This is a genomic window from Fluviicola sp., from assembly GCF_039596395.1.
Lineage (GTDB): Bacteria > Bacteroidota > Bacteroidia > Flavobacteriales_D > Crocinitomicaceae > Fluviicola.
Genome location: NZ_JBCNJT010000003.1, coordinates 383,938 through 400,838, shown reverse-complemented (window position 1 = coordinate 400,838; position 16,901 = coordinate 383,938). Strand labels below are relative to the sequence as shown.

The 16,901-nt window shown below is 44.6% G+C and carries 14 protein-coding genes; 4 read left to right on the top strand and 10 right to left on the bottom strand.

The window, feature by feature from the left end; all coding sequences use genetic code 11:
- Nucleotides 1–89: 89 nt before the first annotated feature.
- The 4 genes from ABDW02_RS16955 to ABDW02_RS16940 form a co-directional block, all read right to left on the bottom strand.
- Nucleotides 90–812 carry a porin family protein gene (locus ABDW02_RS16955; RefSeq protein WP_343636649.1) on the bottom strand — a complete coding sequence of 241 codons (723 nt, stop codon included), beginning with the start codon at nucleotides 810–812 and terminating at the stop codon, nucleotides 90–92.
- A 127-nt stretch (nucleotides 813–939) separates the two neighbouring features.
- Nucleotides 940–1,671 (bottom strand): bifunctional demethylmenaquinone methyltransferase/2-methoxy-6-polyprenyl-1,4-benzoquinol methylase UbiE, encoded by a 732-nt coding sequence (gene ubiE / locus ABDW02_RS16950; protein ID WP_343636647.1) that lies wholly within the window; start codon nucleotides 1,669–1,671, stop codon nucleotides 940–942.
- 111 nt (nucleotides 1,672–1,782) lie between these two features.
- Nucleotides 1,783–2,772: a bifunctional ADP-heptose synthase gene (locus ABDW02_RS16945; protein ID WP_343636645.1), complete on the bottom strand. Its 990-nt coding sequence runs from the start codon at nucleotides 2,770–2,772 to the stop codon at nucleotides 1,783–1,785.
- Entirely contained in the window at nucleotides 2,773–3,963 is a 1,191-nt protein-coding gene (locus tag ABDW02_RS16940) for a pyridoxal phosphate-dependent aminotransferase (RefSeq protein WP_343636643.1), read from the bottom strand.
- Between the two features lie 404 nt (nucleotides 3,964–4,367).
- Here ABDW02_RS16940 and ABDW02_RS16935 point away from each other — a divergent pair, with 404 nt between their 5' ends.
- Together ABDW02_RS16935 and ABDW02_RS16930 are read left to right on the top strand one after the other, a co-directional pair.
- Complete coding sequence (locus tag ABDW02_RS16935) at nucleotides 4,368–5,438, top strand: two-component regulator propeller domain-containing protein (RefSeq protein ID WP_343636642.1); 1,071 nt, start codon at nucleotides 4,368–4,370, stop codon at nucleotides 5,436–5,438.
- Between the two features lie 128 nt (nucleotides 5,439–5,566).
- On the top strand, nucleotides 5,567–7,087 hold the full coding sequence (locus ABDW02_RS16930; protein WP_343636640.1) for a hypothetical protein: 1,521 nt from the start codon (nucleotides 5,567–5,569) through the stop codon (nucleotides 7,085–7,087).
- A 64-nt stretch (nucleotides 7,088–7,151) separates the two neighbouring features.
- On the opposite strand, the gene ABDW02_RS16925 is transcribed toward ABDW02_RS16930, so the two are convergent.
- The 3 genes from ABDW02_RS16925 to ABDW02_RS16915 all read right to left on the bottom strand — a co-directional run bounded on the left by ABDW02_RS16925 (nucleotide 7,152) and on the right by ABDW02_RS16915 (nucleotide 12,526).
- Complete coding sequence (locus tag ABDW02_RS16925) at nucleotides 7,152–9,098, bottom strand: WG repeat-containing protein (RefSeq protein ID WP_343636638.1); 1,947 nt, start codon at nucleotides 9,096–9,098, stop codon at nucleotides 7,152–7,154.
- Between the two features lie 114 nt (nucleotides 9,099–9,212).
- A complete protein-coding gene (locus ABDW02_RS16920; protein WP_343636637.1) occupies nucleotides 9,213–11,174 on the bottom strand; it encodes a hypothetical protein in 1,962 nt (653 codons plus the stop codon).
- 77 nt (nucleotides 11,175–11,251) lie between these two features.
- Nucleotides 11,252–12,526 carry a hypothetical protein gene (locus ABDW02_RS16915; protein WP_343636635.1) on the bottom strand — a complete coding sequence of 425 codons (1,275 nt, stop codon included), beginning with the start codon at nucleotides 12,524–12,526 and terminating at the stop codon, nucleotides 11,252–11,254.
- 79 nt (nucleotides 12,527–12,605) lie between these two features.
- Here ABDW02_RS16915 and ABDW02_RS16910 point away from each other — a divergent pair, with 79 nt between their 5' ends.
- The gene (locus ABDW02_RS16910) at nucleotides 12,606–13,013 is read left to right on the top strand and encodes a hypothetical protein (protein ID WP_343636633.1); all 408 of its coding nucleotides are present in this window, start codon (nucleotides 12,606–12,608) and stop codon (nucleotides 13,011–13,013) included.
- Between the two features lie 136 nt (nucleotides 13,014–13,149).
- Here the strand turns inward: ABDW02_RS16910 and ABDW02_RS16905 are convergent, their stop codons facing one another.
- On the bottom strand, nucleotides 13,150–13,926 hold the full coding sequence (locus tag ABDW02_RS16905; RefSeq protein ID WP_343636631.1) for a phospholipase D-like domain-containing protein: 777 nt from the start codon (nucleotides 13,924–13,926) through the stop codon (nucleotides 13,150–13,152).
- A 180-nt stretch (nucleotides 13,927–14,106) separates the two neighbouring features.
- Here ABDW02_RS16905 and ABDW02_RS16900 point away from each other — a divergent pair, with 180 nt between their 5' ends.
- Nucleotides 14,107–14,634 (top strand): hypothetical protein, encoded by a 528-nt coding sequence (locus ABDW02_RS16900; RefSeq protein ID WP_343636629.1) that lies wholly within the window; start codon nucleotides 14,107–14,109, stop codon nucleotides 14,632–14,634.
- Nucleotides 14,635–14,688: 54 nt separating this feature from the next.
- On the opposite strand, the gene ABDW02_RS16895 is transcribed toward ABDW02_RS16900, so the two are convergent.
- Nucleotides 14,689–15,315 (bottom strand): hypothetical protein, encoded by a 627-nt coding sequence (locus ABDW02_RS16895; protein ID WP_343636627.1) that lies wholly within the window; start codon nucleotides 15,313–15,315, stop codon nucleotides 14,689–14,691.
- A gap of 120 nt (nucleotides 15,316–15,435) precedes the next feature.
- Nucleotides 15,436–16,848, bottom strand: coding sequence for a T9SS type A sorting domain-containing protein (locus ABDW02_RS16890; RefSeq protein WP_343636625.1), 1,413 nt, complete (start codon nucleotides 16,846–16,848; stop codon nucleotides 15,436–15,438).
- Between the last annotated feature and the right edge of the window lie 53 nt (nucleotides 16,849–16,901).

The window sequence follows — 16,901 nt, the reverse complement described above, 5'->3', positions numbered from 1 at the left end:
CTTCTCGTTTTTACCGCAAAGAGAAAAAGAAAAAAGAGGTGTTATCAATGATTTTAACCTTTGCGTTCTTATTTTCTTACGGTTTTTAATTATCCTTCGAAGATGAGCGAGATCCAAAGCACCTTGTTGTAAAGACTGTTGATCGGTTTGGAAACCGGTGAATTATCCTGGATCAATGAATTCTGGAAACTCTGGGAGAATTTTACTTCGAAGCCGAACTTGAAGAAAGGAGCAAACCACTCGAGGCCTCCCCCAACCTGTCCCTGGAAATCATTTGCCTTGATCTTGATAAACGGGTCGATGAAGTTTTGGGAAGCTTCTTCCTGGGATTGCAAATCGTAGGAATATTGTCCGCCGACCAGCACATACGCCGCAAAATTATTAATGCGCAATGTACGGAACTGGAGCATCAGCGGGAAATCCAGGTTCGTGGAATTCACCCGTTCTTCCTTGAAAAGGTCTTTTGTTTTGCTTGGATCCGGATCCTGGTAATAATACTGGACAGCCCGTTCCTGGAAAGATAAAGTAGGAATAAAACGCAAACGAACCACCGGATGGCCCAGCTTGACCGTTGTCACAATTCCGACCTGTCCGCCGGGCTGACGTTTGGTTTCCAGGGATCTTAATCCGTAACTGGAATAGGCATCCGTGGCCGGAACGGCTTTAAAATTGGCCGTATTCACACCCAGCATGAACCCGAAGTGAATCCAGCGTTCATCAAAACGTTTGTAGTTCTTCGGTTTTTCAGGTTGCGCGAACAGCATACCGGTCATTAAAACACCGACAAACGTTATGGCCCATTTTGTATTCATACCTTTCAAACGTGATTTATCATTTTTTATTCTAAAAAATGAGTTCAAGAGTTTAAAATGTTCAAAGGTCTAAACTATTGAACTCTTTGAACCTTTTGAACCCTTTGAACTTTTGAACTTTTGAAACTTACTTTATCCCCGAATAGATCGTTGCAATTCCTCCTGAAACCAATCTGGCAGCTACTTTGTGATACCCCAGTTTTTCGAGGATATCCGTAAATGCTTTTCCTTCCGGGAATGCGGCAACCGATTCCGGTAAGTAAGCATACGCTTTATCGTCCTTCGAAATACGTTTACCAAAGAACGGAATGATGTATTTGGAATGGAAGGCATAATACTGTTTTACGGGGAATTTCTTCGGTTTGGAGAATTCCAGGATGATCAGTTTTCCTCCCGGACGAACTACGCGCAGCATTTCCGACAAGCCTTTTTCCAGGTTCTCATAGTTACGCACTCCGAAACCAACGGTCAATGCATCGAAGTAATTGTCTTCAAAAGGCAGGTTTTCGGAATCGCCCAAACGCATGGAAATGGTTTTATCCAACTTGCGTTTCTTCATTTTTTCGCGCCCTACTTCCAGCATCCCTTCGGAAATATCCATTCCTACGATTTCTTCCGGTTTCAATTTCATCAACTGAATAGCAAAATCGCCTGTTCCGGTAGCCAGGTCCAGAATACGTTTCGGCTGGATCTCTTTCAGCATGTTAACTGCCTTTCTTCTCCAGATCTTGTCAATTCCAACCGATAAAAAATGATTCAGGAAATCATAACGCTTGGAGATCTTGTTGAACATCTCCGCAACTTCTTCCTTCTTCGATTTATCGTCTTTACCGTATGGTTTTACAACTTTTCTCTCCATCTTTTAATTGAGAATGGAAAATGGATCATTGAAAAATAAAACGGGGTTTCGACTCCGCTCAGCCACCTTATTTATTGTCGGCTTTTCAATTCTCAATTTTCAATTTTACATTTAATTATATTGTTTTCCTTCACATTCCTGGATCAACTGATCCGGATCAATACTTACCACCCCGCTTTTTTCACAAACCAAACCTCCGGCCAAATTGGATAATTCCGCAATGCTTTCGATAGAAAGTTCGGCTGTGAGGCACAAGGTTGCCACGGAAATAACCGTATCACCTGCCCCGCTTACATCCGCAATGTTCCGGAAATGCGCCGGTGTGTGGTAATCCGCTTCGTCTTTCTTAATAAAAACGCCGTGTTCCGAAAGTGTTACGAACGTAATTTCATTATCCAGTGCTTTTTCCAGTTCGGAAACGGCCTGGTTAAACAAATCGCGCTGTTGGTAAGAGCAATCAATCCCTATTCCTTCTTTCAATTCTTTCAGGTTCGGCTTGAAAAGCGTTACTCCTTTATATGCCAGGAAATTCTCTTTTTTCGGGTCAACCGTGGTTGGAATCTTTTTCTCGGAAGCCCATTTCACCACTTCACTGATTACTTTCGGAGTCAGTACTCCCTTGTTGTAATCTTCAAAAATGATCGCATCAATGGCTTCTGCATCCAAAACAGAACGGATCTTCTCCAGGAAAGCATCTTCTTCCGCTGCGGATAAAGCGTGCGTATCTTCCGCGTCAATTCGCAACAGGTGCTGATTGTTCCCGATTACACGTGTTTTCACAGTCGTTACACGTTCGGAACTTTTCAAAATCCCGTTTACTGACATGTTCAACCCGTTCAGCAGATCTGTCAGGTCATGTCCTTTTTGGTCGTTGCCAACTACAGAACAGATAACCGGGTTTGCGCCCAAAGACTGCAGGTTCAATCCCACATTTGCTGCTCCACCCAATCGCTGCTCTTCTTTCCCCAAACTGATAATGGGAACCGGTGCTTCGGGGCTTATGCGGTGAACTTTTCCCAGCATGTAAGCATCTATCATCACATCACCAATCACTAAAATGCGTTTGGTTTTGAATGCAGCAAGTATTTCGTGTATCGTCATTTAATTCAATTCTGCTAATGCGTTTGCAACGCGTTTCATGGCTTCGGTCAATGTTTCTTCTGAAGCTGCGTAGGAAATACGCATACAGTTGGCATCACCGAAAGCTTCGCCGGAAACCAGCGCCACTCCTTTATCCAACAGGTACATGCACAAATCCTCTGCAGTATTGATCGTCGCATCTCCATGCTTTTTCCCGAAGAAACTGGAAATGTCCGGGAACACATAAAATGCTCCGCCCGGTTGATTGCTCTTCACACCCGGCATCTTGTCCAAAGCATCCAACACCAGTTTCCGTCTGTTCTCAAATGCTTTCACCATGTCTTTCAGAATAGCAGGATCTGCATTGACTGCGGCAATGGTTGCACGTTGTGCGATGGAACATGTTCCTGAAGTGAACTGTCCCTGGATTTTATTACAGGCTTCTGCAATTTCTTTCGGAGCACCGATGTATCCGACTCTCCAACCGGTCATTGCCCAGGCTTTCGAAACGCCGTTTACGGTTACGATTTGCTCACGAACGTCTTCAAATTGTGCCATGGAATGGTTGTGTCCCACGAAATTGATGTGTTCGTAGATTTCGTCCGACATTACAAGAATATCCGGATTTTCTTTCACCACATCTGCCAATGCTCTCAATTCTTCTTTGGTATAAACCGTTCCCGTAGGATTACAAGGCGATGAGAACATCATCATTTTGGTTTTCGGGGAAAGTGCTTGGCGGAATTGCTCCGGGGTAAATTTAAAATCGCTTTCAATAGTCGTAGCAACCACCACCGGAATACCACCGGCCACTTTCACGATCTCTGCATAGGAAACCCAGTAAGGCGCCGGAATGATAACCTCATCGCCCGGATTGATAACAGCCATCACCAGGTTGGCAATCGATTGCTTTGCCCCGGTTGAAACAACAATGTTTTCACGTTTGTACGGAATCCCGTTATCACGGTTGAATTTATTCGCAATGGCATCTCTCAAATCATCGTATCCGGGAACAGGTGTATATGTAGTGAAGTTCTGCTCCATGGCCTCTTCGGCTGCTTTTTTAATGAAATCCGGGGTATGAAAATCCGGTTCTCCCAAACTCAATGAAATGATGTCTTTTCCCTGGGCACGTAATTCTCTGCTTTTTCGAGACATGGCCAGGGTTGCCGACTCTTCCATTTCCAATACGCGATTAGATAATTGAATCATAAATTGCTTCGTTAATGAGTTTCAAATTTAGGGATTATTCAGAACAATGATGCAATAACCCGGGAATAGTTAACGATTATAAACACCTATTTCCATGACACAAATTCCATGACACTAACCACTATTAACCAATTTTGTTATTCTACCGCAGATGCACAAATGTTTGGAGGCGCTTACCAGTGGGAGTTATGTACCTAAGTCAGGTAATCTCTTTCAGAGATTCTTATGGCAATTTTGTTCAAAGAATCAAATGATAGTTTACCACAGATGCAGATTTTTATGGCCCTTACCAGTCGCCTCTTTTACTTGTATCTGACAAAATTTTCCTTTCTGTTTACACTAATTTACATTGCTTTAAATGAATTGAATTGAGCAGGCTCTACTTTTATGGAAACGGAAAAATTATGAAAGCATTTTTAATCGGGGCATCGGTCATTTTTTGCCTTTACAGCGCGCAAACTTCAGACGTCAAAAAACAGGAAGCATCCATTCCAAAACCGGATTACCGGGAAGATACCGTGGTTTACGGCCCTCAGCCACCTTGTTATTACAGCAATGCTGTGAGTGAATACGTTCGGCGTGTTTTCCAGGACAGCCGGGGATTTTTGTGGTTCGGAACAAACTCAGACGGCCTGGCGCTTTTCGACGGGTATAAACTTTCTTACCTGACTACTTCAGACGGGCTCAGCGGGTCGCAGGTTACAGGAATCATGGAAGACAAACAGGGTAAAGTATGGTTTTCTACCAATAACGGCATTTCCAGGTATGACATTGCTGCCGGTCCGGGAAAAAGCTTCCGGAATTTCGGGGAAAAAGAAGGTTTGAGCGATAAAAGCACCTGGTGTATTTTCCAGGACAGCAGAGGCACCATTTGGGCAGGAACATCCCGGGGATTGTGCCGTTTTAACGGGGAAACCTTTGAAGCTTTCTCCTTGCCTAACGCTCAAAAAAGCTGGATCCGAGCCATTACAGAAGACCGGAAAGGAAATTTGTGGTTTGCTACCGCAGACAAGGGCGCTTTTAAATTCGACGGGAAGAACTTCCTGCAACTGAACACAAAAGACGGCTTGTGCTCAAACAACCTGACCTGCATCCTGGAAGACAAACACGGATATATGTGGTTCGGCTCCATGGATAACGGTATCAGCAAATACACTCCTACGGGGAAAGGAAAGAAGGATTTTCAAACGTTCAATGCCCAAAACGGGATCGGTGGCAATGAGGTATGGACCGTCTACGAAGACCCGAAAGAGAACATCTGGTTTTCCTGCGAAGGTTTCGGGATTTACCTATACCAAAACCAGAAGATTTACAACTACCATGAAAAGCAAGGACTCCACATGGGAGCAGTGCAAGCATTTTACCAGGATAAATTTGGTCTGATGTGGATTGGCGGCGGCGGCGGGTTGGTTCGCTTCACCGGGGATTCTTTCAAAATAATTACCAGGGAAGGTCCGTGGGACGACGGATGCTAAGGACAGTGTGGGAAACAGAATGAGAATGAGTGTGGTTTCCTTGATAATTGATACTTAACTCATTGATCATTCACATTTTTTGTAACCAATTCATTCTTTTTGCATTAATAGCTGCAAACTGAATCCAAATGCGAAACTACTTATCTTACCTCATGGCTATGGGTGTGTGTTTCCTCATCCACACCTCCTGCACTTCGCCGGCTGCTACAAAGCACACAGCGATCATCAAAAACAAAGACCAGGCAAAATTACCTGCCTCAAAACCTTCGGAAACCTTCCGGTTGGCTGCCTTCACCCGTGAACCGGAAACAGCCAATCCAACGTTCAAACGATTGAGAACTCAACCCGTAGAACCGCAACCGGTTATTCCCGAAATAACGGACCTGGAAAAACTCGGAGCTTTGCTGGCAAAATACAATCCGGAAACAGAAGTATTTACCATTGATCCTACGGAGCCTTCTTCGGTTACCAGTACCAACGGCACGCAGGTTTTCTTCCAGGAATCTGCCTTCAAAGACGAACAGGGAAATGTGGTCAGCGAGCCGGTTACCATTGAACTGAAAGTTTGTGACAACCAGCTGGCATTCCTGGCCAACAACCTGGTAACAGAAACCAGCGACGGAAAACTGTTGGAATCCGGCGGTATGATCCATATCCAGGCACTCCTGAATGATCAGAAACTGGTTTTGGACCCTGAAAAAGAAGCCATTGTGCTCTTCCCGAAATTCGGTACGAACCTCGACATGCAATCATTTAGCGGTGTGATGGACGGTGACCTGGTGAAATGGAACCTGCACACACCTGCTCCGGAAGTTTTGGAAGAACCGGTTGTTGCTGCGGAGATTAGCGCTAAAAAAGACAAAAGCCTTCACTTACGTATCCATGAATTCACCGCCAAATTGAATGAAAAAGATGTGAACTGGATGATGGAAAATACCGATCAATCCTTACTCGACTGGCTGGAAGAACAGGATATCAACGGCACCAAACTGCAATCCTGGCTGGCTTTACCCGGACGTAAGATCCAAACCAAGCTGCACCTGAACCGGAAGGGACGGATCAAGCTCATGGAATCCGACCTGGTGGCACATGAAGATATCCTGGATGAATTGCAGCGGTTGTTTGACAAAGCCCCCGCTCTGGACATCAAAACCATGTCGGCCTTCTACAACCAAACTTCCCTGTTCTTGTCTTTCACCGGTAAAAAAGGAGTTTCGGAAGACAAGATCCGCAACCGTGTAAAACGCAAATACGGTAAATTCAAAGCCGAACTGGTCGATGATTTCACGGCCAAAGAATTGAACAACTACATCCTCGAGGTCAACCAGCTGGGATGGCACAACTGCGATCATTTTAAAGAATCCGATCAGAAAGAAGACATTTTAGTGAAAGGCGATCAGAAAAAACCGGTAAAAGTAATCCTGGTGTTTGACAAATTCCAGGCACAGCTGGCCGGCAAACAAACGCTGCAAGGATGGAAATTTGAAGACATACCGCTGGATCAATCCGTACGCGTAATTGCTTTTTCCTTCGATGGCGATAAACCTTTGATGGCCAACCAAACGGTTCAGTTGACCACAAAAGAACTCACCATCAGCGAATTCAAACCATTCTCCTACAACGAACTGGAAATGGCGATGAAAAACTGATCTTATTTCCGCTTAACAAAAGCTTGATGACCGGGGAGGTTTTGGTTTTCCTCCCTGGTACTTGCTAATTTTTATCCGGCAGCACAAACCACGCCCCGTTCTGACCGATGAAAACATCTTTGCCCTTCTGATCTTTTGCACTCACAAACCAGTAATAATCTACCGAAGCTGTTTTTTTCAGGCTTTCAGGATCTAAACGAACCGGTTCCCTGGTCAGTTTTTTTCCTGTAGCGATGGAATAAATATGCACCAGTCCATTTCCGGCAGGTTCTGCTGCAAACATTGCGTCGTCGGAAATAGATGCCGCCGCACTCAGCGAACCATCCGCAAAAGTATGGATCAGGTGCTCCGATGCGCGGTCACCGGTCGGATGAAAAACATGCTGTTTCCCGTTGATGTAAGCAGAAAAAACCGGTTGAATTCCATTGTATCTGGGATTACCGTATTTCCATTCCGTGAAATAGTACCCGTTCACAGTCACCGAATCGTATTCGAACGGAATGAGCACTTTTCCTTTATTGGAGAGCATTCCCGCTTTTCCATCCTGAAAGGCCTTAAAAAAGACAGGAAGCTTATCGTCCGGTACGATGGAATCAAAATATTCATTTTCGTCACTGACCGTTAATCGCTTAAACAGGTTGAAATCTTTCAGCTGCAGCAGTTTCATCCGGGTGGTTTTCCTTGAAACAGTTTGTTTGACCCGAATAAAATACCCGTAAAACTCAAACTGGTCGTCCTTACCTCCGGTAAAAATGGTATCTATCCATTTCTTCAGCGGGTTATAAAACAACAAAAGAGAACGGTTTGCTTCTCTTACCACCAGCCACTCAGAGTTGTTGTTTCCGTACAAATGCTCCAACTCCGTGTATTTTGCCGGGAGAATTTCATTTCCGTGACTGTCCAGCGCGCCAGTGTATTTCCCTTTCCGGATCAGCAAAATGGAACTCATAGTATCGTTTCCGATAAATCCATCCGCTTCAACTTTAAACAACGTATCCTTCTGCTTAAACTGGCTTACTCCTTCGTAAAAATGTGAGCTTACTTCCCACTCATCTTTCGCACCGGAAACGCTCATTTTTGCCTGGAAAGGCCTGGTTATTGAGTTATCCAGCCATCTCGGTCTCTGGAAGGCATTGAAAAAGTTCCCATATCTTCCTGCAAGCAAATTTTCCCGATCATTCGCCAATACAAAACTCTGCTTACCTAGTGGCTGACCCAAAGGAGCTGGTCCTTCCCGTTCTTTTTTCAACCGGTAATTTTTAGGCATAACGGCCGGTATAAATACATTCTCTCTGGTTTCCGTTAAGACATGTTCGTAAGTATACGTTTTAGCGGTCTTTGCAGTTTGGTCCAAAATCGTGTAAACCTCCCTTGTCAATTGAATATACTGGTTGGAAAACGGGATGATTTCTTTTAAAACAAATGTTTTCGTATCGAAATGATACAACGCTTCCTGCTTTCCTTTCCGGAACACGAAGAACTCTTTCCAGTCCTGGATATTGTCAACAGGGTCTTTGGTCAGTAAAACCGTTTTACCGGATTCGACGTTATAAAACAACTGAAATTGCTCTTCTTTCTCAGCGAACAAAAAATTTCCCTCATAATCCGGCTCATAATCCGGCGGACTTTCCGATGTGGTGTATTTCCGGATATCTTCATACTCAAATCCCGAATGAATCACTCCATCTGTTGTTCCAAGAGCTTTCTTCCCGTTTTTCTCCAATGAAAACAGATGATACCTGAACAGGTAAACGGGAAGTACCCGGTCATATTCACAGGGAAAAACATATTTACCGTTCATGACCACACCCTCTTTTCCTTTAGCGCGTACAATGTATTCGCTCTTATGCGAAATCATATCCTGCACCTCATCAAATCGCACGGAAAAAGGAATATTGCCATTGGTATCGGCAAGAATAAACTGGTTATCGATCTTAAAGGGTTGGTAGTGATTCTGGGCAAACAAGCCTGCGCTCAGCATGCACCCAAAAAACAAAAGTGCTTTTGTCATGGTTAAAATATAAGGCAGGCTAAATTTATCCATTTTACCTCCCCGATTTCAACCTTTCGGCAGCTGCAACCAATAAATGATTAGAACTAACTAGTGGGTGCGTTTTTACATGAACTACTTATCCGGCAGCACAAACCACGCCCCGTTCCTACCCATCAGGACATCTTTACCCTGCGCATTTTTTCCGCGGATGTACCAGTATGTTTGATTGAAAGAAGCATATTTCCGGTTATCCGGGTGCAAAGAAACCGGTTCCCGGGACAACAGGTTTCCGTTGATGGAATAGATATTTACCAGGTTGGTTCCCACGTCGTCTATTACAAAAAGCCCGTCGTCGGAGATCTTTGCTGTGGCATTCAAAGTGCTTTCTTTGAACGAATGAATCATTACCGCGGATTGCTGATTATTCGTAGGATGATAAATGTGTTTCTTCCCGTTAAGGTACGCCGAAAAAATGGGCTGCAATACCCGGTAATCCGGATACCCCTGAAACCTGGAGATTAGCGGCGCATAATAGGCATCAAGTTGAATGGAATCGTACTGACAGGCAATTACAGGTATTCCCATCACGGTTAGAATTCCTTTTTTACCGTTTCTACTGGTATTCAGGAAATAAGGAAAGGGGTTACCGGGTACAATATTTTCATAAAAGTCATTGAAATCCAGGACAACCGGTTTGATGGTCTTAAACGGCGGCATCCATTTCACTAGTTTTACCTGGTATTTCTTTTTACTTACAGGTCTTTTTACAAGCAAATACTCCGTGTGGATCTCGATTTCATCCTTATTTGTACCCTTCAAAACCGTATATATTTGGCCGCTTACCTGTTCGTAAAAATACAGCACGGATTCTTTTCCTTCTTTTACCAGCATCCAGTCCTCTCCATCTTCTCCACGTAAACGTTCTATTTTTTCAAAACGGGGTGCGAATAACTCATTCCCGCGGCTATCCACGGCGCCATATAATTTCCCCGTTTTTGTCAAAATGATTCCTGTCGGAAATTCCGGAACAAACACTTCATTCGCTAATACATGAAAAGCAGTATCTTTTTGATTGTCTTTCGGGCTTGCCCATATTTTCCGAAAATGGGCGTTCACCAACCAATCTCCTTTTTTGCCTGTCACTTCAAATGTTGCCGTGTACTTCAATAAGTCTCCAAGCAAAGAAGGAGGCGTTTCTATGGTTTTAAAAGATTGGAACACGTTATCCCTGTATCCTGCCTGGAGGGATTTTCGTGCGCGGTCCAGATCTTTTTTCTCCATTACCATTTCCATTGGCGGATCGTTTTCTTCCTCCTCTTCTCCGGGGCCTATCATAGCTTCATCATACACTTCCGGTCCCTTAAAGGTTTCCAGCAGGACATGATCGTAGGAATATTTTTTAGTGATCCCTTTTTGCGGGTTCCAAACGGAATAAATGCCATATTGCAGGTTGAAAGATTGTTCCGCATACGGATGAATTTGTTTCAGGCTCAAAGTCGTCTTGTCAAATTCGAACAGCGCCTGCTGCTTTCCTTTTTTCAATACAAACATGCCGTTTGCATCCTTTATTCCGTCGACCGGCTCACCGGTAAGCAGCTTGCTTTTATTCGATTTATCCACATACATCAACAGGCTTTTAGCTGTTGGCAGGTACAATTGAAAGAAATTACCGTTGTCATTCAATCCTTTATTTTCCGAGGCACCATCGAGTGAATACAAAGCAATTCGCTGGTAATCAAACCCGGTATGGATAACTCCGTCCGTTGTGGCTAGTGCATTCAACTGTCCACGGCGCAGGATGTATAAATAAGAATAGTAAGTCGGATTCAGGCTCGTAATCTGGTCATATTCTACCGGAAAAACAGCTTGATTATGGCGCACAACGCCGTATTTCCCTTTAAAACGGACAATGTATTCCCGGTTTTGATAATCCGTTACATAGACATCATCAAAGCGTTTTCCAAAGGCAACATTCCCGTTTGTATCGGCAAAAATGTACTGGTTATCGATCTCGAACAGGAGGTTTGCAGCGGAATTTTGAGCAAAGGCGGTTTGAATAAAAACACCAAGAAGTAAGGTCAGAATTATTTTCATTACAGGGATTGATAACGCCGCTAAAATAGGAATTTTTAAGTTTCAATCCCTGCTGAAAATGGATTCATTTCAATCACTTAACTGTTCTTTATTAGAATAAATGTACCTTTCGTTATTTGGTATGTACGGCCGCTGATTTTGAACGTTTCTCCTTCTTTCATCGTTGCCAGGTTCAAAATATCATCCTCTATGGTATGCACCGATCCGCCGGTTTTGGCCGCAATCAACAGGTAATCCGGGTGCAGTCCGTAATACGTTCCGCAAAGAACAACGCGCACGGGCACTTTGACCTGCTCCAGTAAACGGATGTCTTTCACCGGCGCCAATGCATCTGCAACCAGGATCAATTCTTTACAACCCGGGTTGCTTTGATACGCTTTCAGCAAGCCTTCGATGTTATTTTCTGGTCCATCGCCGCCACAGCCCCCGGTCATCGCTTTGATGGCCAGTTTACGCACGGTTTCTATGTCACAGGTTGCCGTTTGGTAAATCCCCCCTATTTGCCCGATCTGCTTTTGAGCTTCGGTTTTCCGGTCGCCGTCGTTGAAAAACGTGATCTGTTTGACTTTTTCATTGTTGAACTGAAGTGCCAGCCACAATAACAACTGCCCGGTGTAGGGCGACATACTTCCGGTAATATCTGCGGCAATAGTCATATTTTTCCATTTATTCCGGTTAAAAACATTCGCTATCACCTGGTCGGCAGAAGCATTTGGAAATACCATACTTCCCGCAACCGGTGTCACGGAAGTTGTTGCACAAACCGCTGTTCCGGAGAGAAAATCCGTTCCTGTTCCCGTTATAGCCACTTCACGGGTTGAGGCTCCCATTGTCCGCTCAAAACTTTTGTGTGACATTGTTTTTGATTCCGGTTTTGATGGCGCACCAACTGTTTTCAGGAACGAAATTTCACTTTTCATACTTTCAATCGTTGGCGGAACACGGTAATGAACCACCACTCCATGAAAAAGCGCAGCAGCTTCTTCCAGGTTTTCACATTCCGTTTGAGCCACCAGGTTCCATTCGGAGACATTACTTTTCCTGATCACCGGGTACAATTCCAATAAAGTTTGCGCGCGTTTTTCATTCAGCACATCAAACGATCTTCCTTTCGGGAAATCGGTGTAGACGATATCAACGGCTATGACTTCGGCATGCGCAGGCAGCTTTTCTGTTAGTTCAACGGTCGATTGCGCCTTTCCGAAACGCATCGGGATGAAAGCATGTGAAAGCGCTCCGGTCGGTGCGTCGTATTTGGCAACCTGCAAGCGTTTACAGGCAGGAAGGATGGTCGTTGCGTGAGCCCCCAAAACGGAACAAACGAATACGAAGGCAAGAATTGTTTTTCTCATGGTGATTTTTGAAGGTAGTGTCGGAAACGTGAAAAGGTAACAACCTCCTCCAAAAATAATTTTGGTTATCTTCATCCGCATGGGAATCTCGAAAAAAGGGAAACGCAAAATCGTTGTGGGCGGAAAAACCTATTTCTGGTGGGTATACAACGAGTATAATGAATCGCGCTTTGACGGAGACCGGCTCCAACTCGTTGCTGAAGATCAGTCGCATTCCATTATTTACGGATTGCAGCAGGAAGACGACAAACGCCTGGCAGCAATCAATTTGCGTCACAGCCAGGGAAGCGTCTGTATTGAATGTCCGAAGTTTGAAAACGAACAGGGAATCATCACTCCGGCCGGCATCCGCAAACTGGTGGAATGGTGTAAAGCCGGAACATCCTCCAAAATCGAATTCGCCAACCACCAGGATATTCCTTATCCCTTATCGGAAGAGCAGAAACAAACCCTTTACAGGGAAATTTTGAGTTTGATATCCAGATGAGTCAACTATGACTTTCTGACAAACAATTATCTCATCCTGCCCTTCTCACGTGTAAGCGCGTAAATGCTTCTTACTCTCTTATTCTCATTTAATCCGAAGCGATCAGCCGCGGCTGATCTGCTTTGGATTCTCACTCTCATTCCGTTCTCTCATAAACCTCTCTTCCCCACTCCTCCACGCTTGTATGGCTATACTCTTCGTTCCACAGCAATTCGCTGAATTCCTGTTTTAGTTGGCGAATGGCTTCCGGGTCGGTGATGCGGATACGGGTTTCGTGGTTGAACAAACAGCCCGAACGGGTGAAATTGACAGAGCCCAGGTAGGCAATGCAATCGTCGATGATGTAGAGTTTACTGTGCAGGTTAAAATCCCTGGAGCGGCCTGGCTTTTTGCGGGTGAAATACGAACCGAAGATCTTGATGGGAAAAAGCGAACTGTAAGAGTAATGCCAGAAACGGATTCCTTTAGCGTAGTTGCGCATCCATTGACCGATAAACGCAATTCCTGTAAACAGCGTAAATGCGACGACATCGGAAACATTGACCGACTCGGCAAACAGGTCCGAAAGGTTGGCAACCGCCAGGAATCCGAACACGAGCATCAAAACAATTCCCGACACGTACAGGAATTCCTTGCGGCTTTTCAATTCTTTGTCCACGTGCTTGTGCTGTTGAATGATACGGTAGCTGTTCTTGTCCGCATGGGCGTGATCTTCCACTTCGTTGGAAGTCACCAGTTCGATGTGTACGCCGAATCTGAAACGTTCCAGGAGAATATCCACCAGCTTTGCAGACAAATACGGCGACATTACCCGGATGGATCGTTTGGCTTTCAGCATATCGTCGAGAATCATTTTCCCGGATCCTTCCCCGATGTAGATATCTCCGGTTACATTGTTGATTGTTTTGCTCATGGTCAGTGGGTTTTCGTCTATACCGACATAAGCAGAAAAAGATAAATTTGGTACAATTGCAGAGGCAGAAAATTTTCTGTCTCCTGCTGAATGATTCCTCCCAAATTTTAACAAACATTTTTTGTAATCAAAAGAAGCATTCTGTAACTTACTTATCTATTCACTGTAATATTTAAGTTTATGTATCGATCCGCAAAATATCGAAACACACTTAACTTAATACCTTTATTACTAGGAGGAATTCTAATTCTTTGCGTAAACTACCAAATCATTGTCTGGGGAATCAAAAGGGATTACCTGAGCGTGATTTATTTCATCTGGGTACTGATCGGGTTCCTGATCTTTATCTTCTACCTGGAGCTCATCTATTTTATGTACTCTGTGATGGAAATAACTCCCCGGGAGATAATTTTCACCAAACCCTGGAGGCGTTTCGGGCTGTTCCGCAAGCGACAGAGCAAATGGATTATTCCGCATTCGGAATGGACGGAATTGCATGCATTCCATGTAAAGTCGAATGCTACGCTTTATTTCAGGAAGGAGCGCGATTCGGTCTTCTTTGCTACCATAGAAGGCGGAAGTACCTTTGCCCGGAAAATCAAAAAGCATTTCCGGGAGAAATTGATCTACTATTCTCCCACCCAGTTTCCACAAAAACTGCGTAATCAAATGCTCGACGAATCATCCGAAAGAGTGATGCGGTACTGATAAAAAAATCCCGGTCTGATAAAGCAGCCGGGATTTTTCATTAAAAGTTTATACTTACGCAGGCTGGACCGTCCAGGTATTGTCCGGGTTCAGGGTCACGTTGATCGCCGATACTCCTTCCAGGAATTGGACCAACGCGGAATTGGTCATCTCTTTCACATTCAATATTTCTCCCTGTTCGTAATCTCCGAATGCTACCCAGTACTCCGGATGAGGATTCAATGCCAGGTTGGAATCCGGTTGAGCAGGCATCAAAAAAGTCGGTGCTCCGGCCATTCCCAGTCCTATCCCCAACTGGTTCGCAGGAATCGTGTTATCTGTTTTGATGTACAAAGTCCCTTCCGGCCCGTTATCAGGTTGGATCACAAAATTGTATCCGCTATCATACGTCAGCAATGCGGTATTATACTCCGTCAAACTTGCAGGAATACATTGAGACGTCACCGATTTCATACGCGCATTGATTGCTTTCTGTTCCATCCACGCAAAATCGTATGCGGGTTCCCAGCTGAACGAGCCGAGTGTAGACGGATAAAGATACTTGGTGAACCACGCTAAGGAATAAGAATCCGGTGTATTTAGCTCCGGGTATTGCTGGAAAATCATAAAACTTCCCGGGTTCATGGAATTGTTGATGAAGTTGATCCGGTATTCAACTCCTGAAGAATTGTTGTCAGCCATAATGAATAATAGTTAAGAGCCGCTAAAGTAACGAATAAATTCAATCCTCCGTTTTTCGTTCCTGAAAAGCCTCAAAACCAAGGGGAAACCCTCGAAGCCCCTTATTATTCCCCGAAAAAATTACTGCCGGATGACAAACCGCTTCATGACCGGTTCCTGGTCTTTTTGTACAAACTCCAGGAAATACTCCCCGTTTGGAAGATCTTCCGCATGGATTTCCAATTGCCCTTCCACTTCCAGGTTCGTGGCTTTATCCGTTCGTATTACTCTCCCCGTCAGGTCAGTGATGCGGATTGTAAGTTGTGACTGGTCCAGCTGGTCACAATACACTTTAAAGCTTCCTGTCGAAGGATTGGGTACTAATGAAATCTTTTCGGCGGCTTGCTCATCCAAACCTAAAAGACATCCCGACCCGGCATTATACAGGTAATGAGCCGGAATATTCGGAGGTGTTGTTAACGAGCCTCCCTGCAAAGACAAATTCGATGCCGTATAATTGCAATTGGGGCCGAAGGTATTCGGACACATGATTTGTGCGGAAAAAGCTGAATTGCTATTCCACAAAAAGATTCTTCCGGACGGAACCAGGAAAAATTGCGGAGCAGTTTGAGAGAATGATGCAACTTCATAGGGAGTATTCTGCCAATTCGCCTGGTCCATATTGTACTGCATCAGCTTGTTGTTCTCCGCACGGTATATTTTTCTGCCGTCTGATGAAAACACTCCGTCATTCGTAGTTGGAAAAGTATGCACAAGTACTAAATTCCCGGTCGGGGCATCCAGTTCGTATAAGCGGGATTTAATCATCAGATGGGTACGGTCCGGGGCAACGATAATTCTCCCGCCTTCCTGGAAAAGAGTTTGGAAAGAATCAAACCCGTTCACCCCGAAATGAATCTTATACAGCGAGTCGCCCTGGTAAGAATACACCCAGTATCCCAAAGCTCCCGATTTTTGTTCATCGTCTGTGTCCAATACCACGTTCAGAGGTTCCCAATCCGTAGATCCGCCGCCATTCAGATAAGGTACTACCACGTTGTTTTGCGAAATAACCGCACCGTTCCCGCCATTGGCCAGCATGTCGATTATTCCGTAAGAAAGTCCCGAATGATCGGATTGAGGTCCCGTGAAAGCCGCTTCAATACAATCTTTTGTCAACAGGTAATATTTTTTGCTGGTGGCCGAAATTCCCGCAGGGTCCGGTAATATGATCGCTCCCTGTTGCGTACTGAAACACCCGAGATGCTCCAGGTTTTGGCCGTTTTGAAGAAACTGCCCGTTTGCTCCCCACGCACCGCCGGTATAATTCGAAGTCGGGGAAGTTCCGCCGTTGGAATAAAATAACAGGTTCCCGGCAGAGTCACAGATAGATGCGCCCGATTCCCTCGAACTCACCGCGTTGGATGAAAGTACCTGGAAAGGTGAAAACCGGAAATCCAAAATACATGTTCCCCAATAGATCGTGCTCACTTCATTTTGGGTGAAGCATTGGGCTGTAATTAACAACGAAACGATGAAGACGCTGATTCTCATGGCAGTAATTGATTTAAACCAAATTAATGCAAATACTTCGAAAATCAAAATGT

Bases quoted from the DNA above. Each gene is read 5' to 3' on its own strand.
- ABDW02_RS16955 (WP_343636649.1), bottom strand. From the start codon at position 812: ATGAATACAAAATGGGCCATAACGTTTGTCGGTGTTTTAATGACCGGT.
- ubiE (WP_343636647.1), bottom strand. From the start codon at position 1,671: ATGGAGAGAAAAGTTGTAAAACCATACGGTAAAGACGATAAATCGAAG.
- ABDW02_RS16945 (WP_343636645.1), bottom strand. From the start codon at position 2,772: ATGACGATACACGAAATACTTGCTGCATTCAAAACCAAACGCATTTTA.
- ABDW02_RS16940 (WP_343636643.1), bottom strand. From the start codon at position 3,963: ATGATTCAATTATCTAATCGCGTATTGGAAATGGAAGAGTCGGCAACC.
- ABDW02_RS16935 (WP_343636642.1), top strand. From the start codon at position 4,368: ATGAAAGCATTTTTAATCGGGGCATCGGTCATTTTTTGCCTTTACAGC.
- ABDW02_RS16930 (WP_343636640.1), top strand. From the start codon at position 5,567: ATGCGAAACTACTTATCTTACCTCATGGCTATGGGTGTGTGTTTCCTC.
- ABDW02_RS16925 (WP_343636638.1), bottom strand. From the start codon at position 9,098: ATGACAAAAGCACTTTTGTTTTTTGGGTGCATGCTGAGCGCAGGCTTG.
- ABDW02_RS16920 (WP_343636637.1), bottom strand. From the start codon at position 11,174: ATGAAAATAATTCTGACCTTACTTCTTGGTGTTTTTATTCAAACCGCC.
- ABDW02_RS16915 (WP_343636635.1), bottom strand. From the start codon at position 12,526: ATGAGAAAAACAATTCTTGCCTTCGTATTCGTTTGTTCCGTTTTGGGG.
- ABDW02_RS16910 (WP_343636633.1), top strand. From the start codon at position 12,606: ATGGGAATCTCGAAAAAAGGGAAACGCAAAATCGTTGTGGGCGGAAAA.
- ABDW02_RS16905 (WP_343636631.1), bottom strand. From the start codon at position 13,926: ATGAGCAAAACAATCAACAATGTAACCGGAGATATCTACATCGGGGAA.
- ABDW02_RS16900 (WP_343636629.1), top strand. From the start codon at position 14,107: ATGTATCGATCCGCAAAATATCGAAACACACTTAACTTAATACCTTTA.
- ABDW02_RS16895 (WP_343636627.1), bottom strand. From the start codon at position 15,315: ATGGCTGACAACAATTCTTCAGGAGTTGAATACCGGATCAACTTCATC.
- ABDW02_RS16890 (WP_343636625.1), bottom strand. From the start codon at position 16,848: ATGAGAATCAGCGTCTTCATCGTTTCGTTGTTAATTACAGCCCAATGC.